The organism is Streptococcus mitis (genome assembly GCF_946190115.1).
Taxonomy (GTDB): domain Bacteria; phylum Bacillota; class Bacilli; order Lactobacillales; family Streptococcaceae; genus Streptococcus; species Streptococcus mitis_CO.
This window is the reverse complement of the sequence record NZ_CAMHZG010000007.1, coordinates 12286-34430: the sequence shown is the minus strand read 5'-3', so window position 1 is coordinate 34430 and position 22145 is coordinate 12286. Positions and strand designations below refer to the sequence as shown.

Annotated in this window: 19 protein-coding genes and 3 pseudogenes; 1 reads left to right on the top strand and 21 read right to left on the bottom strand. The window is 42.5% G+C overall.

Annotation, left to right across the window (positions count from 1 at the left end):
- Nucleotides 1–32: 32 nt before the first annotated feature.
- From N8L90_RS05165 to N8L90_RS05145, 5 genes are read right to left on the bottom strand one after another with little or no spacing between them, the layout of a single operon-like run.
- On the bottom strand, nucleotides 33–437 hold the full coding sequence (locus N8L90_RS05165; protein ID WP_261024482.1) for a PTS sugar transporter subunit IIA: 405 nt from the start codon (nucleotides 435–437) through the stop codon (nucleotides 33–35).
- 3 nt (nucleotides 438–440) lie between these two features.
- Nucleotides 441–1262 carry a PTS system mannose/fructose/sorbose family transporter subunit IID gene (locus tag N8L90_RS05160; protein ID WP_261024481.1) on the bottom strand — a complete coding sequence of 274 codons (822 nt, stop codon included), beginning with the start codon at nucleotides 1260–1262 and terminating at the stop codon, nucleotides 441–443.
- Nucleotides 1249–2154, bottom strand: coding sequence for a PTS mannose/fructose/sorbose/N-acetylgalactosamine transporter subunit IIC (locus N8L90_RS05155; protein WP_000617019.1), 906 nt, complete (start codon nucleotides 2152–2154; stop codon nucleotides 1249–1251). Before N8L90_RS05155 ends, N8L90_RS05160 begins: the two co-directional genes overlap by 14 nt.
- Before the next feature lie 26 nt (nucleotides 2155–2180).
- Nucleotides 2181–2657: a PTS sugar transporter subunit IIB gene (locus tag N8L90_RS05150; RefSeq protein ID WP_000156970.1), complete on the bottom strand. Its 477-nt coding sequence runs from the start codon at nucleotides 2655–2657 to the stop codon at nucleotides 2181–2183.
- Nucleotides 2654–4441 (bottom strand): glycoside hydrolase family 35 protein, encoded by a 1788-nt coding sequence (locus N8L90_RS05145; RefSeq protein ID WP_261024479.1) that lies wholly within the window; start codon nucleotides 4439–4441, stop codon nucleotides 2654–2656. Before N8L90_RS05145 ends, N8L90_RS05150 begins: the two co-directional genes overlap by 4 nt.
- 319 nt (nucleotides 4442–4760) lie before the next feature.
- On the opposite strand from N8L90_RS05145, the gene N8L90_RS05140 reads away from it, so the two are divergent.
- Nucleotides 4761–5477 (top strand): GntR family transcriptional regulator, encoded by a 717-nt coding sequence (locus N8L90_RS05140; protein ID WP_001007194.1) that lies wholly within the window; start codon nucleotides 4761–4763, stop codon nucleotides 5475–5477.
- Nucleotides 5478–5693: 216 nt separating this feature from the next.
- Here the strand turns inward: N8L90_RS05140 and purB are convergent, their stop codons facing one another.
- From purB to N8L90_RS09665, 16 genes and pseudogenes are all read right to left on the bottom strand, one after another.
- Nucleotides 5694–6989, bottom strand: coding sequence for an adenylosuccinate lyase (purB, locus tag N8L90_RS05135; protein WP_261024476.1), 1296 nt, complete (start codon nucleotides 6987–6989; stop codon nucleotides 5694–5696).
- Between the two features lie 423 nt (nucleotides 6990–7412).
- Nucleotides 7413–8822, bottom strand: a complete 1410-nt coding sequence (locus N8L90_RS05130; RefSeq protein WP_261024472.1) for a PIN-like domain-containing protein — start codon at nucleotides 8820–8822, stop codon at nucleotides 7413–7415.
- 98 nt (nucleotides 8823–8920) lie between these two features.
- Complete coding sequence (gene purK / locus N8L90_RS05125) at nucleotides 8921–10000, bottom strand: 5-(carboxyamino)imidazole ribonucleotide synthase (protein WP_261024471.1); 1080 nt, start codon at nucleotides 9998–10000, stop codon at nucleotides 8921–8923.
- The gene (purE, locus tag N8L90_RS05120) at nucleotides 9987–10475 is read right to left on the bottom strand and encodes a 5-(carboxyamino)imidazole ribonucleotide mutase (RefSeq protein ID WP_000805604.1); all 489 of its coding nucleotides are present in this window, start codon (nucleotides 10473–10475) and stop codon (nucleotides 9987–9989) included. The genes purK and purE overlap by 14 nt, the downstream gene beginning before the upstream one ends.
- 26 nt (nucleotides 10476–10501) lie before the next feature.
- The gene (locus N8L90_RS05115; protein ID WP_261024470.1) at nucleotides 10502–10618 is read right to left on the bottom strand and encodes a phosphoribosylaminoimidazole carboxylase; all 117 of its coding nucleotides are present in this window, start codon (nucleotides 10616–10618) and stop codon (nucleotides 10502–10504) included.
- Between the two features lie 93 nt (nucleotides 10619–10711).
- Nucleotides 10712–11974, bottom strand: coding sequence for a phosphoribosylamine--glycine ligase (gene purD, locus N8L90_RS05110; protein ID WP_261024469.1), 1263 nt, complete (start codon nucleotides 11972–11974; stop codon nucleotides 10712–10714).
- Between the two features lie 120 nt (nucleotides 11975–12094).
- Complete coding sequence (purH, locus tag N8L90_RS05105; RefSeq protein WP_101776951.1) at nucleotides 12095–13642, bottom strand: bifunctional phosphoribosylaminoimidazolecarboxamide formyltransferase/IMP cyclohydrolase; 1548 nt, start codon at nucleotides 13640–13642, stop codon at nucleotides 12095–12097.
- A 24-nt stretch (nucleotides 13643–13666) separates the two neighbouring features.
- A complete protein-coding gene (locus N8L90_RS05100; protein WP_023944088.1) occupies nucleotides 13667–14176 on the bottom strand; it encodes a VanZ family protein in 510 nt (169 codons plus the stop codon).
- 83 nt (nucleotides 14177–14259) lie between these two features.
- A pseudogene (locus N8L90_RS05095) lies at nucleotides 14260–14403 on the bottom strand (formyltransferase family protein); the annotation flags it as partial.
- A gap of 65 nt (nucleotides 14404–14468) precedes the next feature.
- Nucleotides 14469–14621, bottom strand: a pseudogene (locus N8L90_RS05090) (bifunctional phosphoribosylaminoimidazolecarboxamide formyltransferase/IMP cyclohydrolase); the annotation flags it as partial.
- Nucleotides 14614–15087, bottom strand: a complete 474-nt coding sequence (locus N8L90_RS05085; RefSeq protein WP_101776949.1) for a GNAT family N-acetyltransferase — start codon at nucleotides 15085–15087, stop codon at nucleotides 14614–14616. The pseudogene N8L90_RS05090 and the gene N8L90_RS05085, both read right to left, overlap by 8 nt.
- Before the next feature lie 44 nt (nucleotides 15088–15131).
- Nucleotides 15132–15683: a phosphoribosylglycinamide formyltransferase gene (gene purN / locus N8L90_RS05080; protein ID WP_261024461.1), complete on the bottom strand. Its 552-nt coding sequence runs from the start codon at nucleotides 15681–15683 to the stop codon at nucleotides 15132–15134.
- On the bottom strand, nucleotides 15680–16702 hold the full coding sequence (gene purM, locus N8L90_RS05075) for a phosphoribosylformylglycinamidine cyclo-ligase (RefSeq protein WP_261024459.1): 1023 nt from the start codon (nucleotides 16700–16702) through the stop codon (nucleotides 15680–15682). The genes purN and purM overlap by 4 nt, the downstream gene beginning before the upstream one ends.
- 39 nt (nucleotides 16703–16741) lie before the next feature.
- Nucleotides 16742–18184 carry an amidophosphoribosyltransferase gene (gene purF / locus N8L90_RS05070; RefSeq protein ID WP_000220645.1) on the bottom strand — a complete coding sequence of 481 codons (1443 nt, stop codon included), beginning with the start codon at nucleotides 18182–18184 and terminating at the stop codon, nucleotides 16742–16744.
- A 93-nt stretch (nucleotides 18185–18277) separates the two neighbouring features.
- The gene (locus N8L90_RS05065; RefSeq protein ID WP_261024458.1) at nucleotides 18278–22003 is read right to left on the bottom strand and encodes a phosphoribosylformylglycinamidine synthase; all 3726 of its coding nucleotides are present in this window, start codon (nucleotides 22001–22003) and stop codon (nucleotides 18278–18280) included.
- Nucleotides 22004–22057: 54 nt separating this feature from the next.
- Nucleotides 22058–22126 (bottom strand): annotated as a pseudogene (locus N8L90_RS09665) (phosphoribosylaminoimidazolesuccinocarboxamide synthase); the annotation flags it as partial.
- Nucleotides 22127–22145: the final 19 nt, after the last annotated feature.

Genomic DNA, 22145 nt, shown 5'->3' with positions numbered 1-22145 from the left:
CTAGTATGGTTTAAAGAGATTTTCGAAGAGTATTATTCATCTTCATCATCATCGAAGCCCACTAACAAGTCATTAACTTTCACAATGCTTTCTGCAGCACGGCTCTTGTAGTCCGCATCTGCGCCTGTAAGGCTCGCATTGATAAATTCAATCACCATTGGAAGATTCATCCCTGCGTAAAGGTCAATATCACGACCTTCCATGATCAAACGGCTGACCACGTTACATGGTGTTCCACCAAGAAGATCCGCAAAGACTATGAAATCATCCAATCCTTCAATAGCAGCTTCAAATTTTGCAGTAAATTCTTCTGGACCATCTTCTGGAAGAAGTGCCACTGCATGAATATTGTCTTGTGGACCCATAATCATTTCAGTGCTACCTTTAAGTTCTTCACAGAAACGACCATGACTTACCAAAATCAATGATTTCGTCATAAATTATGCACCCATTCCAAGTACAAATTTACCAAAGGCAGAAAGAGCCAAAGCAAGTACGATAATGATACCGATTGCTTTTGTAGAGTTCATGCCTTTCTTACCAAGCAACCAGAAGATAAAGGCAGTAAAGATTGCTGGAAGCAAACGTGGGAAGATTGAGTTCAAGATGTCTTGGAAGTCAATCATCTTCTCACCAATTGCCCATTTGTAAGAAATTTCAAAGTTAATCATTGTTGCTACAAGAGCACCCATCATGAAGACACCAAGTACAGATGCAGCGTCAATCAAAGCTGTCAAAGTACTTTGCATGTTGTTGATAAGGTTAACCCCTTCTTTGTAGGCAAATTCCAACTGTTTCCAACGGAAGATGTCATAAGCAACTGCAACTGCGATCCAAAGGAAGATACCCCAAGGTTGACCACCGATAGCCATAGTTGCTGCGATAGATCCCATGATAGCAGGTACAAGTGAACCAAAGATTGTATCTCCAAGAGGAGCGAATGGTCCCATCAAACCTGTCTTGATACCATTAACGGCATCTTTTGAACCTACACCATCTTTTTCTTCCATGGCAAGATCAAAACCAGCGATAATGGTGTGGAAGAATGGTGAAGTATTGAAGAATTGAGTATGAACTTTCATCATTTCTTTCAATTCAGGAGTTCCATCTCCATACATTTTACGCAATTGAGGCAAGATCATGTAAAGGTAACCAGAAGCTTGCATACGTTCGTAGTTCCAACCTAATTGGAAAGTAAACAAGCTACGTTTGTTGATTTGATTAAAATCTTCTTTTGTTAGTTTGTAATTAGAATTCGTCATCTTCGATTTCCCCACTTTCTGATGGTGTAGAAGGTGCTGCTACAGCTACTTTTTGGCTATTTTTGAAGTGAAGCACTGCAAGGAAGATACCTACGATAGAGATACCAATCATAGACAAACCTTTGAAGTTGTTCACGAAACCAATTTTTTCAGCAACATCTTTAGGTAGAGTACCTACGATGCCAGCAACAGCGCCGCCAAGACCTGTTACATATGAGTAAAGAACAGTCAACATAGCTGTCAAACCAAATCCCATAGCAAGGTAGTGAAGGTTACGTTTAACTGGAAGGTAACGAAGCAAGATTGCAAATCCAAGACCTGGAAGCATACGTCCTGCGAGTGTCAAACCATCTGCAACCCATTGGTATTTTGTAACGAAATCTACTACGTGTTGTACAAATTCACCACCAAAGGCAAGCGCAAAGAAGACTGGAAGGGCACGAGATAGAGCCCAAGGAATCGCACCAAGTAGGTAGTTGCGTTCAATACCTTTATAGTCAAAGCGTTCGATTGCAGCATCCACACGGTGAGCAAAGAAAGTAGTTGTCATACGTCCAAGAACGTCGAAGTAAGTCAAGAGAGTTGCTACTGGCACAGCGATTGTTGTAATCGCAAGTGCTGTATCAATTCCTTGTGAAACAGAGAAGGCTGTCGCAAGAACTGCACCAGAAGTTGCGTCAATACGAGAAGCACCACCGAAGGTACCAACCCCAAGAACGAACAATTGCAAGTTACCACCGATAAGCAAACCAGTAGTCACATCTCCCATGATTAAACCAGTAATGAAACCAGCAAATACAGGGGAACCTGCAGATGAAACGATCGTCAACTCATCACAGATTTGATAAGCTGAGTACAAAGTGAGAAGTAAAATTTGCCACCATTGTATCATAACAATGACCTCCTAAAAATTTTTTCCTATTTTAATAAGCTCAAAAAGTCTGAAATTGGATCATTTGGAACCATTTGAGCAGTTAATTTAACACCTTTTTCTGCCAGTTTGTGGAAATCTTCCACATCCTTGTCTACTACGTTGATAGAACGTGTGATAGCACGAGTTTCTGGTGTTTGAGACATATTCCCAACATTAAGGGTTTCAAGTGGTACACCTGCTTCTACCAAACCAAGGAATCGGTCTGGTTTACGAGCCACGATAAAGAGACGTTGGCTATCGTATTTACCAGCAAGAATATTGGCTGCCGCTTTTTCAATTGGCAAAATACTCAATTTCACACCTGGTGGTGTCGCAAGTTTCAAACCACTCTTTTCAACGTCGTTGTTGACAACTTCGTCGTCTACAACCATAATACGTGAAACATTTAGTTTTCCAGCCCAAAGATTGGCTACTTGTCCGTGGATCAAACGTCCATCGATACGGCATCCTACAATTGTCATAAATTTTCCCCCTTTATGTGTTTTAGTGTAGGTTTACGAGTTAAATGAATTTCTTCTTTATATTGGCCCTCTGTCTCAAAGATGATGATACGATTGGCACCTTCCTTGAGATAGCTATGAGGAATATAAAGAGAGAGGGTTGGGCCGACGTTCCAAAAACGTCCTAGATTCTGCCCATTGACAAAGGCAACTCCCTTACCAAACTCAGACAAGTCTAGGTAAGTATCTTTTGGCGCTTCGATTGTAAAATCATAAGCGTAAAAGGCTGGTTGTCCTTCTGTCCATCCTTTTGAAAAATCAATTTTCTCAGGATTATCTAGTGGGAGTGGATAGTGTTTCCAGTTTAGTAGGAAGTGCAAATCCTTACAAACCCCTGTCCGAATTCCCTTACGTTGCGTATCCGCTAAGAACTTGTGTCCATAGTTGACACGCCCCATATTTTCTACCAAGATATCTAACCTAGATAGCGCTTTCTTTTCACCTTGACAAAAAATATCTTCCCCAATCTCTGTCTGATATTGAGTCTTAACCCACTGACCATCGACATACAGCTGAGCCCTATCTCGACCATCAATGATACGAAGTCTTTCTTCTTCTGCATCCCAGTTTGTTTCTGTTCGATAAAGTAGGTAGCCATAACTTTGTCCCAATTCCTCCATCTTTTTAGGATAGAGACTTTCTACAGGACTGGACAGACTATCCAAGGTTTCAAACAAGGAAACTTTTTCAACTAGTGGAATAGCATCCAACTCCATACTCTCCTTGTAGAGTGGTTCCAACTGCGGGTACTCTGGAAAATGTGTTGCCATCATCTTCTTGACTGCCAGATATTTGGCAGTTGGATTTCCTTCCTCATCTAGAAGAGCATCATAATCATAAGACGTAACTTGTGGCAGGTCCAAAGTCCCTCGAGCTGAGCAACCATTCATGAAACCAAAGTTTGTGCCACCGTGGAACATGTAAAGATTGATGGAACCTTGCTCCAAAACCTCTCGAACTGCATCTGCCAACTCTTTCGGATCCCGTGTGATAATCGGTTCCTTCCAACGATTGAACCAGCCATCCCAGAACTCCATACACATGAGCGGCCATTTCTTGCCATGTTCATCAAAGAATTCCTGCATCTGTGAAAAGTTGTACGGAGCTTTAGAACCAAAGTTTCCTGTTACAAAGAGGTCATCTTCGATTAAAGTTCCTGCTTTCAGAGTAGCTCTCCATGGACCATCTGATGTAAAGAGGGGACAAGTTACGCCACGCTCTTCCATCAACTGTCGAATCGCTCTCAGATAAGCCTTATCTTCTCCATAAGAGCCATACTCATTTTCAACCTGCATCATGAGGATATTGCCACCATTGTCCAACAAATGTGGAACCAATCGTGACAAGAGCTGGTCATAGTAGCGACCGACAGCTTCAATATAAGCAGAATCTGAGGAACGAATCCTCATGTCTTTGGTTAAGAGCCAAGCTGGTAAACCACCGAATTCCCATTCCGCACAGATGAAGGGTGACGGACGAACGATAGCGTAGAGACCCAAATCTTGCGCTGTCTGGAGAAATCGCTCCAAATCCAGAGCTCCTTCAAAGTGAAACTCACCCTCACGAGGCTCGTGTAAATTCCAAGCCACATAAGTCTCTACTGTATTAAAACCAAGAGCCTTCAAGTTATAGAGCGAATGATACCAATCTTCTGGAGGAACCCTAAAATAATGAATGGCGCCAGATAAAATCTTAAATGATTTTCCATCGAGATAGAAATCATCTCGTATCTCAAATCGTGTCATATTCTTACCTTCTGACAACTAAAGTTTACGCTTTCATTTGTTGATATATTGAATATAACTCAATATATCACATTTGTCAATAGCTTTTCACAATTTTTTTCATTTTTCCCCAACTTTTACACAAAAAACTTATAAAGATATAGAATTTACAGACATATAGCTTCAAACAGGTGGCATGTATAAAAATGTATAAAATCTCCTATTTTTTATGTAAATTAACCTTATAGCCTATTATTCTAATTTTTTTATTCAAAAGACTACTATTCTTTCCGGTTTTATGGTAAAATCTTTAACGGAGAAGGAAAATCGAGGTGAAATTATGGCAATTCCAAAGTATCAATATATAAAAGATGAATTAAAGAACAAAATCATTTCTGGCCAATTCGCTAGTGGAGATAAATTTTACACTGAAGCTGAATTGATTGCTATGTATGATGTAAGTTCTATCACAGTTGTCCGCGCCTTAAACGACCTTGCCAAAGATGGCTATATTGTCCGCCAACAAGGAAAGGGTACATTCGTTTCACGCGCACGCAAACACAAACTCGTAGAGTTTTCTGATGTAGAAGTTTTTGAAACTAAAGATGATAAAGTGACCGTCCTTTCTATTGAGCGTGGAAACAAACTAAGCTACTTAGAAAAACTTGGACTACGCGGTAACCAATTCTACTACAAGATTGAACGTGTACGCGAAACAAATGGTGTCGTATACATCTATCACACATCTTATATTCCAGAACAATACATCAACGCAAATTATCCAAATCTTGAATATTATAGCTCTATCTATAACCGTTTCAAATTGGATTATCACATCCACATGAATGATGAACATTTTGAAGAAATCAATGAAATAGCATTTCCAACTCCAGAACATGCGGCTTCGGTCCTCGGAGTCGATGAACAATTCCCTAGCGTTTTACAAACCAAGACTACTAAATTAGAGTCTACTGGTCAGGTTCTCGCTTACAGCGAAACTTATAAACGAGCGGATTACTACAAAATCAAATTCATTTCATGTGACCGTGATCACTAAGAAGAAAGCCTGAGCCTAATCGCTTGGGCTTTTTTCTATGATTATTATATCCCATCAAAACTGTATTTTCTATATGTCAATGAAGATCGATTAAATTAGTTGAAATTTTACTAAAATATTGGGAATCTTTTTATAAAAATAGCTTTAATAAAAAAGAAAAATCGAAGTTCTGCTACTCCTATAAATGGAGTAATAGAAATTCGATTTTTATTCTAATTATCCTAAACCAAGACGTTCAAAGATATCATCCACTCGTTTGGTATAGTATGCAGGGTTGAAGATTTCGTCGATTTCTTCTTGAGTGAGGCGTGATGTTACTTCTGGATCTGCCTCAAGAAGTGGTTTAAAGTCTACTTGATTGTCCCAAGAGTAGGCTGTTTTGGGTTGTACCAAATCATAGGCTTGCTCACGGGTCATACCTTTTTCAATCAAGGTCAACATGGCACGTTGGCTAAAGATAAGACCAAAAGTTGAGTTCATGTTGCGGATCATGTTTTCAGGGAAGACAGTCAAGTTCTTGACGATATTTCCAAAACGGTTGAGCATGTAGTCAATCAAGATGGTTGTATCTGGTGTGATGATACGCTCAGCTGATGAGTGGGAAATGTCGCGTTCGTGCCAGAGAGCAACGTTTTCATAGGCTGTGATCATGTGCCCACGGATAACACGCGCAAGACCAGTCATATTTTCAGAACCGATTGGATTGCGTTTGTGAGGCATAGCAGATGAACCTTTTTGACCTTTAGCAAAGAATTCTTCTACTTCGCGTTGTTCTGATTTTTGCAGACCACGGATTTCCGTTGCCATACGTTCGATGGAAGTCGCAATGCTAGCAAGAACTGCAAAGTACTCAGCGTGAAGGTCGCGAGGAAGCACCTGTGTAGAGATTTCTTGGGCACGGATACCCAGCTTGTCGCAGACGTATTGCTCAACGAATGGCGGGATGTTGGCAAAGTTCCCAACCGCACCTGAAATCTTACCAGCTTCAACACCAGCAGCCGCATGCTCGAAACGCTCGATATTGCGCTTCATTTCACTGTACCAAGTCGCCAATTTCAGACCAAAAGTTGTCGGCTCAGCGTGCACACCGTGGGTACGACCCATCATGATGGTGAACTTGTGCTCTTTCGCCTTGTCAGCGATGATGTTGGTGAAGTTTTCAAGGTCACGACGGATGATGTCGTTGGCCTGCTTGTAGAGGTACCCGTAGGCCGTATCCACCACATCAGTAGAAGTCAATCCATAGTGGACCCACTTGCGCTCCTCACCAAGCGTTTCAGAAACCGCACGTGTGAAAGCCACCACATCGTGGCGAGTCTCCTGCTCAATTTCCAAAATACGGTCGATGTCAAAGTCCGCCTTTTCGCGAATCAAAGCCACATCTTCCTTAGGGATTTCCCCCAACTCAGCCCATGCCTCGTCAGCCAAGATTTCCACCTCAAGCCAAGCACGGTATTTATTTTCTTCACTCCAAATGTTCGCCATCTCAGGGCGAGAGTAACGGTCGATCATGTTTAAGATACCAAGGGCGACTAGAACGCGACTGAATTTTATGGAACCAACAACGGACGCTTGCGTCCTAGGAGGTTTATCTAAATTCCGAGCTTTCCGCCCGGGTTCAGTTCTGCATACTAGATGCCCATCCCCTTTCTTTGTTTACAATGAGGAAGTCCGTAGCACGTATTCAGTTTTTGTAAATACGAGTGCCCTTGTTCCTTTCTTTTTATTTTTTTCTATACGAATAAGAGGGGTTTTTAACCCGAGTTAGTTTGCTAAAAAATATCTTGTTTTCCTTCTTACGTTATTCAATTTATAGAAAAGCTATATCTTTTAAAAACTCTTATTGTATATCTCCTAATTTAATTCAATATTTCTCATACAATATCAGATATTTGTGTTGCCAATTTTTACTAATATTTTCATAAGAACAATATCTTACTCCTCATCTGTTTCCTCAAATTGTTTAGCTTGATAATATTCGTAATCTTTAATTAAAAGATCATCAATATCTTTCGAATTATATAAATTTCTTAAATTTGTATATCTATTGGATTGTAATGCATTTAAATCATACCCCAAAGGAATCGGACTAGGTAATTTTTGTGCTTCACCATCAAAAATTATTTTCTTCTTGGTAGTATCCTCATCAGAAGTAACTATAGATTTAACTTTAGCAAAATGTGTAATTTTAGAAATTGGACTTGTTTGGTACGCAGCTACATAATTTATATAGGGGATTTTTCTGTCATCTATTCTTACAGAATACCAACATTTTTCACCTAAGAACACGTCGTCAAATCCTCTTTTTCTTGCTCTAATTATCAGAGTATCATTAAATTCGTATTCAGTTTCAAACTTATTGAATTCTTGTATTTCCTCCGAAATATTTTTAGATTCCTCTTCTGAGAGCGATAAAATATTAGAAATAAATTCAGCACTTGTCAATCTATCAATACTTTTTCCCGTCTTTTGTAAAAACTCAATTTTTAAATCAAAACTTAATTCACTCTCCCCCTTTTTTTCACTCCAGTCACTTTTTATATCGTCTGATACAAGTAGTACTTTAGAATATTTTTCACTATCTTTAACGAAATCAATTAGTTCTAGCCATAATATCGCATCACCGTATTTTCTTTGAAATTCGATATTCCCAAAACGTCTTTTTTCCTCTTTGGAGTTATCTTTATAGCCAGGACCACGTTTTTCTGCAAATCGTTGTTCAATTAGTTCTATATATTTGTTAAAATCATCTACGGTAAGTTCTTTGCCTACAATTTGATTAGAACTAAAAATATCATTGATTTGCTTCAATCTCTCATTTATACTTTCTGAATATTCTTTAATATTATATTTGTTTTCAAATTGCATTTTTTCAGTTTTATTTGCAATTTTTTTATTTATATCCTCAACACTATCTATAATTTCTTTAGCAATGTGTTGTATTATATTCTCAATTTGCGTTCTAGCACCGTCATTACCCTTATAATTAATATTCCCATTTGTCTTATCAGATATTCCCTTAGTGACTTTATTAAAGAGAAATTTTTTAAGGTCATCTATATTGATGAAAAGATCTAAATTTTCAATATTTTCATATATTTTAATTATGTCTTCTATAACGTTCTCTGTTTCTTTTATATGTGATTTAAGATTATGAATAGTTTCCATATATACAACAAATGGAACATATAATGAATCTTTTATCTGTTCAATAGACTTAAAAAATTTTTCTGAACTCTTAATTGATTGTACTGCATACGACAAAAAGTTTGAATCTAATACATATAGAATTTCTTCTTGAACATCGCCTTCCAATTTATAAATTGATTTAAAATAGTTATTCATAGAATTAATCCCAAACCTCCATCTACAAACTTTTATTTATAACTAAATCATACTGATTAAATAACATCCCATGTAATAATACAAATATCTACTCACATTTAATCAAGAAATACCCCAACCTCATCTGGCTCTTCACTAAACAAAGTCACATGCCCCATTTTGCGGTTGTGCTTCGCTTCTATTTTACCATACATGTGGAGGTGGGCGCTTGGATTTTCTGCGACATATTTTTCAGCAGCTTTGACATGCTGGCCGAGAACATTAAGCATAACAGCAGGTGCATGGAGTTTGATGTCTGGTAATGATGCTCCCAGAACACCTAAAATGTGGGTATCAAACTGGGAGAAGTCGCAGGCTTCAATCGAGTAGTGACCAGAGTTGTGGGGGCGTGGAGCGATTTCGTTGACAATGATGTCATCAGCTGTCGCAAACATTTCCACACAAAGTGTTCCAGACAAGTTCAGTTGTTCTGCGATTCGCACTGCCATAGCTTTGGCCTTGTCTGCTAAACTCTCAGAAATTCGAGCTGGAACAATGGTCTTAGATAGAATGTTGTTACGGTGGACATTTTCCTGAACTGGGAAGACTGTCACATCCTTGCCATTTCCAGACACGATGACAGAAATTTCAAGGTCAAAGTTGACGAACTCTTCCAAAACGCAGTCTGCTGAGTCGGCTAGTGCACGGGCTTCTCCCAAGTCTGCTTCCGAGCGAATGACTTTTTGTCCATGCCCATCGTAGCCACCGGTAGCAGTCTTTAGGACATAATTTTTAGAAAGGTCAATATCTGCCAAATCTTGGCTTGAGGTCACAACCTTGTAAGGTGCCACAGTGACTTGAGCCTTGTTTGAGAGAAAGTCCTTTTCAAAAATGCGATTTTGCGAAATGCGGAGCAGGTCGGTCCCTTGAGGGAGTTGTCCTTCCTTGATAACCGCATCCAAACCATCAGCATCGACATTTTCAAACTCATAGGTGAGAACATCGCAACGCTCAGCCAACTGACGCAGAGCATCCACGTCATTATAAGGAGCCACGATGATCTCCGCCACGCGAGAGGCCGGGCAATCCGCCGCAGGATCCAGCGCGATAACCTTGTGCCCCATGTAGATAGCAGAAATGGCCATCATCTGACCCAGCTGGCCGCCACCGATAATTCCGATTGTTTTAGATGAGCTCATTCGTCGACTCCTCTGCGATTTTTCCTTGTTCTTCTGCGAAATCTGCCAAAGCTGTCGCGATAGCCTGATCCTCTACTGAAAGAAGACGGAGGGCGAAGAGAGCCGCATTTGTCGCACCAGCTTCACCGATAGCCATTGTCGCCACAGGCACACCGCCCGGCATCTGAACGATAGAATAGAGCGAGTCCACGCCACTAAGGGCACGAGATTTGACTGGCACACCGATGACTGGAAGAGTTGTTTTGGCAGCGACCATACCTGGCAAGTGAGCAGCTCCACCCGCACCTGCAATAATGACCTTGATGCCACGGCTACGTGCTTCCTCGGCATGTTTGAACATGAGGTCAGGTGTGCGGTGGGCAGAGACAACTTTCTTTTCGTAGGCTACACCGAAGCGGTCTAGGACTTCTGCGGTTTTTTGCATGGTTGCCCAGTCGGATTTTGAGCCCATGATGATGGAAATTACGGGTTTCATTTCTTCTCCTTTTTCCTCTTTTTCAATCACCTTAGGTTGTGAGGGACGGCAGCAGGCACCAAAGGTGTCTCATACCTAAATCGGAAGCCCAAGGTCTTCCAATTTCCCTGAACGATTGGATTATCATCTAATCGTTCTTTCACAACGGCGGTTATTGTTCTATATTAGCTCGCTAACGCTCGCAAGTTATGCGACCATTATTGTACTTGGCGACTGCGTCGCTTTTTCTTATATCTTTACTTAATTGCTTTGCTTCCGATATCTGTTCGGTAGAAGAGGCCATCTGTTTTTTGTTGGGCGAGTTGACTGTAGATGGTATCTTGAGTTTCTTTGACAGTATCTGCTGTGGTGACGAGCATATAGACACGTCCGCCGTTTGATAGCAGTACTCTGCTATTTTCCGCAAACTTAGCCCCTGCATAGTAGGTGATGATATCACCCTCTGCCTTGGCTGGCAACTTGACACCTTTTTCATAGTCTAGCGGGTAACCATTGGATGCGACAACCACACCCAGCGTCACACCCTTGTCCGTCCACGTGATGTTTGGCTCCTTACCATCGAGAATATCCGTGATATTTTGCGCAAAATCAGATGTCAAACGAGGCAAGATAATCTGAGTTTCAGGATCTCCGAAACGAGCATTGAACTCGATGACCTTAGGTCCGTCCGCTGTCAAGATAAGCCCTGCGTAAAGGATACCCAGATAAGGACGACCTTCTTGAATCATGCCCTCAAGGACTGGCTTGACAATGGTGTCAACCGCTGTATCAACCACACTCTGTGGTAAGTGTGGAACTGGTGCATAGGCACCCATACCCCCCGTGTTAGGCCCCTTATCGCCATTATAGGCACGTTTGTGGTCCTGAGCTGTTGGCATGATGTAGAACTTATCACCATTGACAAAGGCAAAGAGTGAAAATTCCTCTCCTTCAAGGAATTCCTCAATAACCACACGCGCACCTGAGTCACCAAATTTATTGTCCAAAAGCATCTCGTGAGCTGCTTCGACTGCTTGCTCAACCGTCTCCGCAACGACGACACCCTTCCCAAGCGCCAAGCCATCCGCCTTGACTACGATAGGCGCACCCTGCTCTTCGATATAGGCCTTGGCTTCCTCGAAATCTGAAAATGTGCCATATATTGCTGTCGGAACGCCGTATTTGACCATGATTTCCTTGGCAAAATCCTTGGACCATTCCAGCTCCGCTGCCAATCTTGTCGGACCAAAGGCTTTGAGACCAGCTGCATGGAAATCATCCACAATACCAGCCGCAAGGGCATCATCTGGCCCGATAAATGACCAAGCAATATCGTTGGCTTTTACAAACTCAATCAATTTATAATGTTCGGAAATAGAGATATTTACCAATTCCAAACCATCCAGAGTCATCCCATCATTCCCAGGAGCAACAAAAACCTTTTCTACCTCTTTTGACTCAAGCAACTTCTTAGCAATCGCATGTTCACGACCACCCGAACCGACAACAAGTAGTTTCATCTCACAACCTCTTTTGCGAATTATTTACTAATATTATAACATAAACGTTCGTTTTAATCTCGTTTTGCTCCGCATTTTTACGCAAAAAAGGAAAGAAACTGTTTTCTTCCCTTTACCTTCTTAATGTCTAAAATGTCTCACGCCTGTAAAGACCATGGTCAAGCCATATTTATCCGCAGCTTCGATAGACTCTTGGTCACGTACGGACCCACCTGGCTGGATGATAGCCTTGATACCTGCTTTGGCGATTTCTTCCACATTATCCGCAAATGGGAAGAATGCATCAGAAGCAAGCACAGCACCGTCAAGACGGTCTTTAGCTTGGTCAATGGCAATACGGACTGAAGCCACACGGTTAGTTTGACCTGGACCAACACCAAGTGTCATGTGGTCGTTGGTCACGATAATTCCGTTTGATTTGACGTATTTAATAGCCTTCCAAGCAAACTCAAGAGCTGTCGCTTCTGTCTCAGTTGGCTGGCGTTTGGTCACCACTTGCCAGTCAGCTGGACTTTCTTTGACCACGTCTTGGTTTTGCACCAGAAGTCCACCAACTACACCTGTGTATTCTGCTTCCACTTCACTGGCCTCTTGAGCATCAAATGGCAAGGCAAGGATACGCAAGTTTTTCTTTTTGTTGGTCAAAATAGCTAGCGCTTCATCCGTATAGCTTGGTGCAATGATGATTTCAAGGAATACACCATGCATCTTCTCAGCTGTCGTAGCACCCACCTCACGGTTAAGAACAACGATACCACCAAAGATAGACACTGGGTCAGACTCATAAGCGTAGTCCCAAGCAGTCTCGATGTCATCAGCCTGACCGATTCCACATGGGTTCATGTGTTTGAGAGCCACAACGGTTGGACGGTCTTTAAAGTCACGGATGATACGAATGGCCGCATCAGCGTCACGGATATTATTGAATGACAATTCTTTCCCATTGAGCTGTTTAGCCGAAGCAATCGAGTAGTCTGTTGGCAAAGCTTTTTGGTAGAAATCCGCGTCTTGTTGAGGGTTCTCACCGTAACGCATAGCTTGTTTGAGATCATAGGTTAAAGTGAGCTTTTCAGGTTTGCTTTCACCCACTTGAGCTGTGAAATACTCTGCAATCAAGGCGTCATAAGCCGCTGTGTGACGGAAAACTTTGGCTGCCAAACGTTGGCGAGTTTCATAAGTAGTTTCACCTGTGGCTGACAATTCATCAAGCACCACAGTATAGTCAGCAGGGTCTACCACAACTGTTACGCTGGCATGATTCTTCGCTGCCGAGCGAAGCATAGATGGCCCACCGATATCAATGTTTTCAACTGCATCAGCGTAAGTCACGTCTGGTTTGAGGATCGTTTCCTTGAAAGGATAAAGGTTGACCACTACAAGGTCGATAAGCTCAATTTGGTTCTCCTTGGCTGCTTCCAAGTGGCTATCCAAATCACGACGAGCGAGGAGACCCCCGTGGATATTTGGATGAAGGGTCTTAACACGACCATCCATCATTTCTGGAAAACCAGTCACATCATCGATGGAAATAGTCTTCACCCCAGCATTATCAAGGGCAACCTTGGTTCCACCTGTCGATATAATATCCCAACCAAGTTTTTTGAGTTCTTGGGCAAATTCAACAATGCCCGCTTTATCTGAGACGCTGATTAAGGCGCGTTTAGTCATTATATTCTCCTTTTTAATCATTAGTTAAACACCAATTAAATGCAGTAACAGTAAAACAAGATAAGCAAAACCAAGGCTAAGCATACCTAAGATATTGACCCATTTTCTAGTCTGTGATTTGAACACTCTTATAAAAATTTGATAAATCAGTAAGCCTACACAAACACCTAGCGTATTTAAAGTCAAATCCGTTATATCTGTTATACCTATTGCTAAAATATACTGTAAGCACTCAAACAATAGACTAATCAAGAAACCTGTCCCGACTATTCTTAAACTAGATAAATTAGTTTTTATCAGAGGGAAACAAACACCTAATGGAATAAAGGAAATCAGATTAAATAACATTTCAGCAAAAACAATTTTTCCATCTACTATTAGTGGTTCTGAAAATGGAATCCAATTGATGTACCTTGGAGCTAAGAAAAATGCTATAAATTCAGGATTAGTTTCAAACTTAAATAAGATTCCCCAAGTTAATAACATCAGATAGACATAAAATACATATCGAGTTGTTTTTTTAGATTCTAACATTACAAATACCTCCGTTTGAAGCCGTCTTCAACAAGCACTGACTCCAATTTTGAATCAAAGATATCATATGAATCATCAAAAAGTCAATCTGTAAATAGAGCCTTCACTACTTCTGGATACAACTTATACTCTGCCTCATGGATGCGAGCTTCAAAACTGTCAATCGTATCATCAGCTAACCGTGGCACACGGACTTGTTTGATAATCTTACCAGTGTCCACACCCGATACCTCCGTTTGAAGCCGTCTTCAACAAGCACTGACTCCAATTTTGAATCAAAGATATCATATGAATCATCAATGTCAATGGTCTCCACCCCAGCATTGTCAAGGACAACCTTGGTCCCACCCGTCGAGATAATCTCCCAACCCAGTTTTTTGAGCTCTTGGGCCAATTCAACAATGCCCGCTTTATCTGAGACGCTGATTAAGGCGCGTTTAGTCATTATATTCCTCTTTCTTTAGGTCCAAGCGCATAGCGACTTCATTATTTTCTTCTATAAATCCTGTTTCCTGAAAACCCAAACTAGTCAACAGGTGCTTCATTTTTTCATTTCCAACCACATAATCTGCGATAATATGATTGCAATCGCTATCCATCTGAGCCTTTTTGATCAGAACTTCCACGGCTTTTCGTCCATAACCTCTTCCTTGGTACTGCTGGCCAATCATTATCCGCCAGATAAAGTATTCCGCTTCATCCTTATCTATTTCCAACAGGAGAAAACCAACTACAAGCTCATTCCAATAAATTGCCATTGGAAACACATCCCCATTCTCTCGGTAGAGCCATGCGTCAGCTAAAGAGCGTACATTTGGAGACACGAAACGTGCTCGTTCATCAGCTTCAGATATTTTCAAATCCAGCACTGCCTGAAAACTGCTCTCATCTACTAATTTTATCTCAATCATTTTTTCTCCTAGCAAAATTGCACAATCAAAATTTGATTTACTTCTTATCCTCTCCCTACTCCCAAACTATCCAGAACCTCTGGATACAACTTGTACTCTGCCTCATGAATCCGAGTTTCAAAACTGTCAATCGTATCATCAGCTAGTCGCGGTACACGGACTTGTTTGATAACCTTTCCAGTATCCACACCGGAATCCACCCAGTGAATGGTCACACCACTCTCAGCAACGCCAGCATTCCAAGCATCCTCAATCCCATGAGCTCCTGGAAATTCTGGCAGGTAAGCTGGATGGATATTGATGATTCGACCTTCATAAGCCGCCAATAAGGTTGGCCCAACGATTTTCATGTAGCCTGCTAGGCAAACCAAGTCAATCTGGTGTTCTTCCAAGAGTTCGACAAGGGCCGCTTCGTAGTCTACCTTGCTCTCAAACTCCTTGAGTTCAAAAGCATAGGACAGAACGCCGAGCTTGTCTGCCCGCTCGAGCACATAGGCGTCACGATGGTCTGAAAAGACAAACTCAACCGGAAATTCTTCGGCAATCACCTGAAAATTCGAGCCATTGCCTGAGGCAAAAACCGCTATTTTTTTCATTTGATGATGACACTTTCGTTTTCTTTCTTGACGATGCGACCAATTTCATAGACTGGTTCATCCAGCAATTCTTTGACACTACCTACATTTTCAGGGCTAACTGCCAGCATGAGTCCCACACCCATATTGAAGATTTCAAACATTTCTTCATGTTTGATTTTACCATATTTTTCAAGGACTTTGAAAATTGGAAGCACGGGAACCTTGTCTTCTTCAATCTCAGCAGCCAAGTCAGCTGCAAACATACGAGGGACATTCTCGATAAAGCCACCACCTGTGATGTGGGCAATTCCATTGACCAACTCTTCTTTGATGAGTGGCAAGACAGCCTTGACATAGATACGAGTTGGCTCAAGAAGAACTTCCTTAAGTTTCTTGCCTTCCAATTCTGGCAAGATTTCCTCACCTGTGTAATCCGCAAAGACACGACGGACGAGAGAGTAACCATTGGAATGAATCCCACTTGAAGCAAGTCCGAGAAGAACATCTCCTTCTGCCACCTTTGAACCGTCAATGATTTGAGATTTTTCAGCCACACCGACCGCAAAACCAGCCAAGTCATAGTCAGCTTCGCCGTACATGCCAGGCATTTCAGCCGTTTCCCCACCAATGAGGGCAGCGCCTGCCTGCACACAACCTTCTGCCACACCAGCGACAACTTGTTCTAGTTTAGCTGGTTCATTCTTCCCTGTCGCCACATAGTCCAGGAAATAGAGAGGCTCCGCACCTGCAGCGATGATATCATTAACACACATGGCCACACAGTCCTGACCGATAGTATCGTGCTTGTCGTACTTGATAGCCAGCATGATCTTAGTTCCGACACCGTCAGTCCCTGAAATCAAGACAGGTTCTTTGACACCTGTTTTTGAAAGGTCAAACATACCACCAAAACCACCAAGAGCTCCCATGACACCTGCACGCTCCGTACGAGCCACGTGCTTTTTGATTCGTTCAACAACTTCATAACCCGCTTCAACATCCACACCAGATTGAGCGTACGCATTTTTATTTGTCATTTATTTATTCCTTTTCTTTTATGGAGAATCTTCAGTCACCTACTTGTAAAAACTAGTCTTTTCTTCCAAACTTCGACGATAGTCTTCTTCATAGTCGTAGAGAGGTGTTGGGTAATCACCATCAAAATAAGCGACACAGAGACCACCATTTGGCGCATCTGTTTCAATCCCAATCGACTCAATCAAACCTTCAACAGAAAGGTAGGTCAGACTATCCGCCCCAATGATTTGACGAGTTTCTTCAACCGTATGATTGGCCGCAATTAGCTCCTGACGGGTCTGGATATCAATTCCATAGAAGCATGGATAAGCTAGCGCTGGACTACCAATGGCAACGTGAACCTCAGTCGCACCAGCTTCTTTCAAGAGCTGAACGATACGACGAGAGGTTGTTCCACGTACAATAGAATCATCAATCATAACAACACGCTTGCCTTTGACAACACCAGAAACTGCAGACAGTTTCATCCGTACCCCTTGCTCCCGCAATTCTTGAGTCGGTTGGATAAAGGTACGTTGGGTGTATTGGTTCTTGATGAGGCCCATTTCATTTGGCAAACCAGACTCTTCCGCAAATCCCATAGCCGCGCTGAGGGAAGAATTGGGCACACCGACCACGATATCCGCCTCATGCTTGAATTCACGCGCCAATTGAGCACCCATACGTTTACGTGCCGTATGAACATTGACACCATGAATGTTAGAATCAGGGCGGGCAAAATAGATATACTCCATAGAACAGATTGCTAACTGAGTATCATCTGTATAGCTATCATACTGGATGCCCTTGTCATCAATGATCACAATCTCACCTGGCTTCAAATCACGAATCCATTCAGCACCAATAACCTCAAAAGCACAGGTTTCAGAGGAAACAACCACCGCTCCGTTGGCCATTTTCCCGATAGAAAGCGGACGGAAACCATTGGGGTCAAGAGCCGCAATCAACTTGTCCTCAAACAGCAAGATATAGGCAAAACCACCTTTGACAAGGCTGAGCGCTTCCTTGATTTTTCCCATCAAGTTCGGATTGTGACTACGACGAATGAGGTGAGCTAAGATTTCCGAGTCCGAAGTTGCGCTAAAAATCGCTCCTCTATCTTCCAATTCTTTCTTGAGAGAGGCTGCATTGGTCAGATTTCCATTATGAGCCAAGCCAAACTGCATATCGTGAAAACGGAAGAGGAAGGGCTGAATGTTATCTACAGAAGCTTCGCCAGCAGTCGCATAACGCACGTGACCAATCGCACCAGTTCCTGTCAATTTATCCAAATTGGCAGGATTTCTGAAGACTTCTGATAAAAGTCCCATGTCACGATGACGCTTCAATTGTCCCTGATCATTGGAGAGGATTCCTGCCCCCTCCTGACCACGGTGCTGAAGACTGTGGAGACCAAAATAGGTCAATTTAGCAGCATCTGGATGCCCCCAGATACCGAAAACACCACATTCTTCATTAAGAGATTTTACTTCGTATGTCATTTTATATACCTAATTTTTATTTGTGTAGCACCAAGAGCTAAATCTACATGACTTTTACATTCCTGATACTATCTATTAGAAAATCTGCATGTCTTATTTTCCAGTAAAGTATTTAACCGCTGACGCGAACAGGTGCTGGTCTTTATTTCCTGGAATATTTTGGAAAAGACCGTCTTCATAACGTTCTGAGTGGCCCATCTTACCGATGATTTGACCATTCTTGCTGGTAATTCCTTCAATGGCATGGACAGAACCATTCGGATTGTACTTAGAGTCCATACTTGGTTTGCCATTAAAGTCAACATATTGGCTGAAAATTTGTCCATTGTCACGGAGCTCTGCAAATTCCTCAGCTGTCACGACAAACTTCCCTTCACCGTGCGAAACAGGAATGGCATGAATCTCACCAACTTCCACTCCAGCAAGCCATGGTGAGTTAGTATTGGCAATTCGAGTTTCCACCATCTTGGCAACGTGCTGGTTGGCATCATTGTAGAAGAGGGTTGGACTAGTACTGCTGGCATCTTCGAAGTTCCCGTATGGAAGAAGACCTGATTTGACCAAGGCCTGGAATCCATTACAGATACCAATAATCAAACCACCACGGGCGATAAAGCTATCAATAGCTGCACGCACTTTTTCATTGAGCAGGATGTTGACGATAAACTTGGCTGAACCATCTGGCTCATCCGCAGCTGAGAATCCACCTGCAAAGAAGAGAATGTTAGCCTTGCCGATGTTGTCAACCATAGTTTCAACTGAATTGACAATGGCTTCTTCATTCAAGGTCACAAATGGCACCAAGTTAACTTCTGCGCCTTCTTTTTCAAATGCCTTAGCTGAATCATATTCTGAGTTGGTTCCTGGAAAGACTGGGATGTAAACCACAGGTTTTTCAACCTTTTCTTTGGCTTGGATGACTGTGTTAGTAGCGACAGCTGGAACTTCTGCTAGTTCTTTGGCTTGGGCAAATTCTGTTGGGTAAACTTCTTCCAATTTGCCTTGGAAGGCACTGTCAAGTTTGTGTCCATCTAGCTTCACACCGTTGACAGTTAGTGTAAAGTCTGCACTTGTTTGTCCAATTTTCTCTACTCCAGCGATTTCTTCAGGAGATGTGAAGACAAATCCACCTAATTGTGCTGTCAAAGAACTTTCAAGTTCAGACAAGGTCACCTCTGCACCGATATGATTTCCAAAGGTAGCAAGAGCCAAACTTTCAACCACACCGCCGTATTTGACAGCCGATGCAGATGTTACTTTGTGAGCCTTTTGAAGGGCTTCAAACTGAGCAAAATTAGACTTAATCAAGTCAAAATCAATCTCTGCTGAGAGGACTTGTCCTGGGATGTAGTAGATATTTTCCCCAGCAGTTTTGAACTCCGGAGAAAGCACCTTACGGCTATCTGCCGTCGTTACCCCAAAAGCAACCAAGGTTGGTGGCACCGTCAATTCTTCAAAGGTACCAGACATAGAGTCCTTACCACCGATAGATGGCAAGCCAAGCTGAATCTGAGCTTCGATAGAGCCTAGGAGAGCTGCTACTGGCTGACCAAAACGCTCGGCTTGTTTGTCCATGCGCTCGAAGTACTCTTGATAAGAGAAGCGAGCCTTAGACCAGTTGGCACCAGCAGCAACCAATCGAGCAGTTGCTTCGATCACCGCATAGGCAGCACCGTGGTATGGAGACCATTCAGCTAGATAAGGGTTGAAACCTTGAGCCATGACTGACGCAGTATGAGTCACACCGTGTTGAACTGGTAATTTCTGCACAGAAGCCTCAGTTGGTGTGAGTTGATAGCGACCACCAAGTGGGTGATTGACTGTTGAACGACCAACAGAGCAATCAAAGATAGTCTGCAATCCTTTTTGACTCGCATGGTTGAGGTCAGATAGAACCGTAAGGGTATCTGCTTCAAGTGTGTCAGCAGATGTTTGACGTTCTTCTGGAAGTTTGACATCCTTGTCCACAACCTTAGCATTGACGACCACGCGCACACCGTTTGTATCAAGGAAACGACGCTCCAAGTCCACAATTGTCTCACCATTCCAGTGCATGACAAGATTTGGTTTTTCCGTCACTGTCGCCACCACAACAGCATCAATATTTTCTTTGTTACATTCCTCAACGAAGGCATCTACATCCTTAGGACGAACCACGACCGCCATCCGTTCTTGTGATTCAGAGATAGCAATTTCTGTACCGTTCAAGCCCTGGTATTTAAGAGGCACCTTGTTGAGGTCGATTTCAAGACCGTCTGCTAATTCACCAATAGCTACACAGACACCACCAGCGCCAAAGTCATTGGACTTCTTGATAAGACGAGTGACATCGCCATTACGGAAGAGGCGCTGAATCTTGCGTTCTTCTATGGCATTCCCTTTTTGAACCTCAGCTCCAGCAGTCTCTACAGATTCAACTGTTTGAACCTTAGAAGAACCTGTCGCACCACCGACACCATCACGTCCAGTCTTCCCACCGAGCAAGATAATCACATCACCCGCTTCCGGTTTTTCACGGACAACATTGCCCTTAGGAGCTGCACCGACAACAGCACCTAGCTCCATGCGTTTAGCTACAAAGCCTGGGTGGAAGTATTCACGAACGTAGGTTGTTGCAAGCCCAATCTGGTTACCGTAAGAAGAATAACCATGGGCCGCTGTCTTCGAAATGACTTGTTGTGGCAATTTCCCAGCGCGAGTTTCCGAAATCGGAGCTGTAATATCACCAGCGCCTGAGATACGCATAGCTTGGTAAACGTATGAACGGCCTGACAACGGATCACGAATAGCTCCACCGATACAGGTAGCCGCTCCACCAAATGGCTCAATTTCCGTTGGGTGATTATGGGTTTCGTTTTTAAACATGAGGAGCCATGGTTCTTTCACACCATCAACGTCCACTTCGATTTCGACTGAGCAGGCGTTTATTTCATCAGACACTTCCATGTCGTCCAAACGTCCATTAGCACGCTCATAACGACCGAAAATAGTTGCCATATCCATCAAGGTTTGCGGTTTTTCAGAACGCCCCAACTCCTCACGCATAGCGATATATTTGTCATAGGTTGACTGCAATTGTTTTTGGAATTTAGAAGCTGAGAAATCAATCTGCTTCAACTCAGTCTCAAACGTCGTGTGACGGCAGTGGTCAGACCAGTAAGTATCCAAAACCTTGAGTTCAGTCTCAGTTGGCACGCGCCCGATTGACTTAAAGTAGTCTTGGATAAAGAGCAAATCATCCACTTCCATGGCCATCCCTTGCTCGGCCTTGTAGCGGGCAAAGTCCTCTGCTGTATAGCTTTCAAAGAAAGTCAATTTTGGAATGGTCTTGTCTGACTCTGAAAATTCCTGCTTGGCAATCCCTGTCGTGATATCCTTGAAACGAGAATCAACTGGATTGAGCAAGTAGTTCTTGACCGCCTCTAACTCCGTCGCATCAATATCTTTATTGACCAAGTAAAGTTGAGCTGTATTGACCGTCACATCACTCGAACTTCCCAGCAAAAGCAAGGCTTCCTGTGAAGATGCCGCACGCTGGTCAAATTGCCCAGGTAGACTTTCAATGGCAAAGAAAGCATAATTAGCAAGATCCGCCTGCACAGCCGCTTCGTCCAAGACATGGTCTGTCACCTGCTCAGAGAAGATGTGTTTCTCTGCAGGTGCAAACAAGTCCTCAGCCAAATCAAAGACATCATACACTTGCACGATGCGAATACTTTTCAAGCTTGAAAGTCCCAAGTTGTGCTGGAGTTCTCTAACCAAACTCTCTGACTTGACCTGAAAATCAGCCTTTTTTTCAACAAAAATACGTTTATCCATCAATTCTTATTCCTTTATTTCAGCTCTTGCAATGTTCCAACGACCTTGAGGTTGTTATTTCAACCCCTGCAACTTTTCCCAAACAATCTCGTAAACGTCGGTTAGTTCTCCCAATCCTCTACGGAGTGAAAAGGTCTGGGGA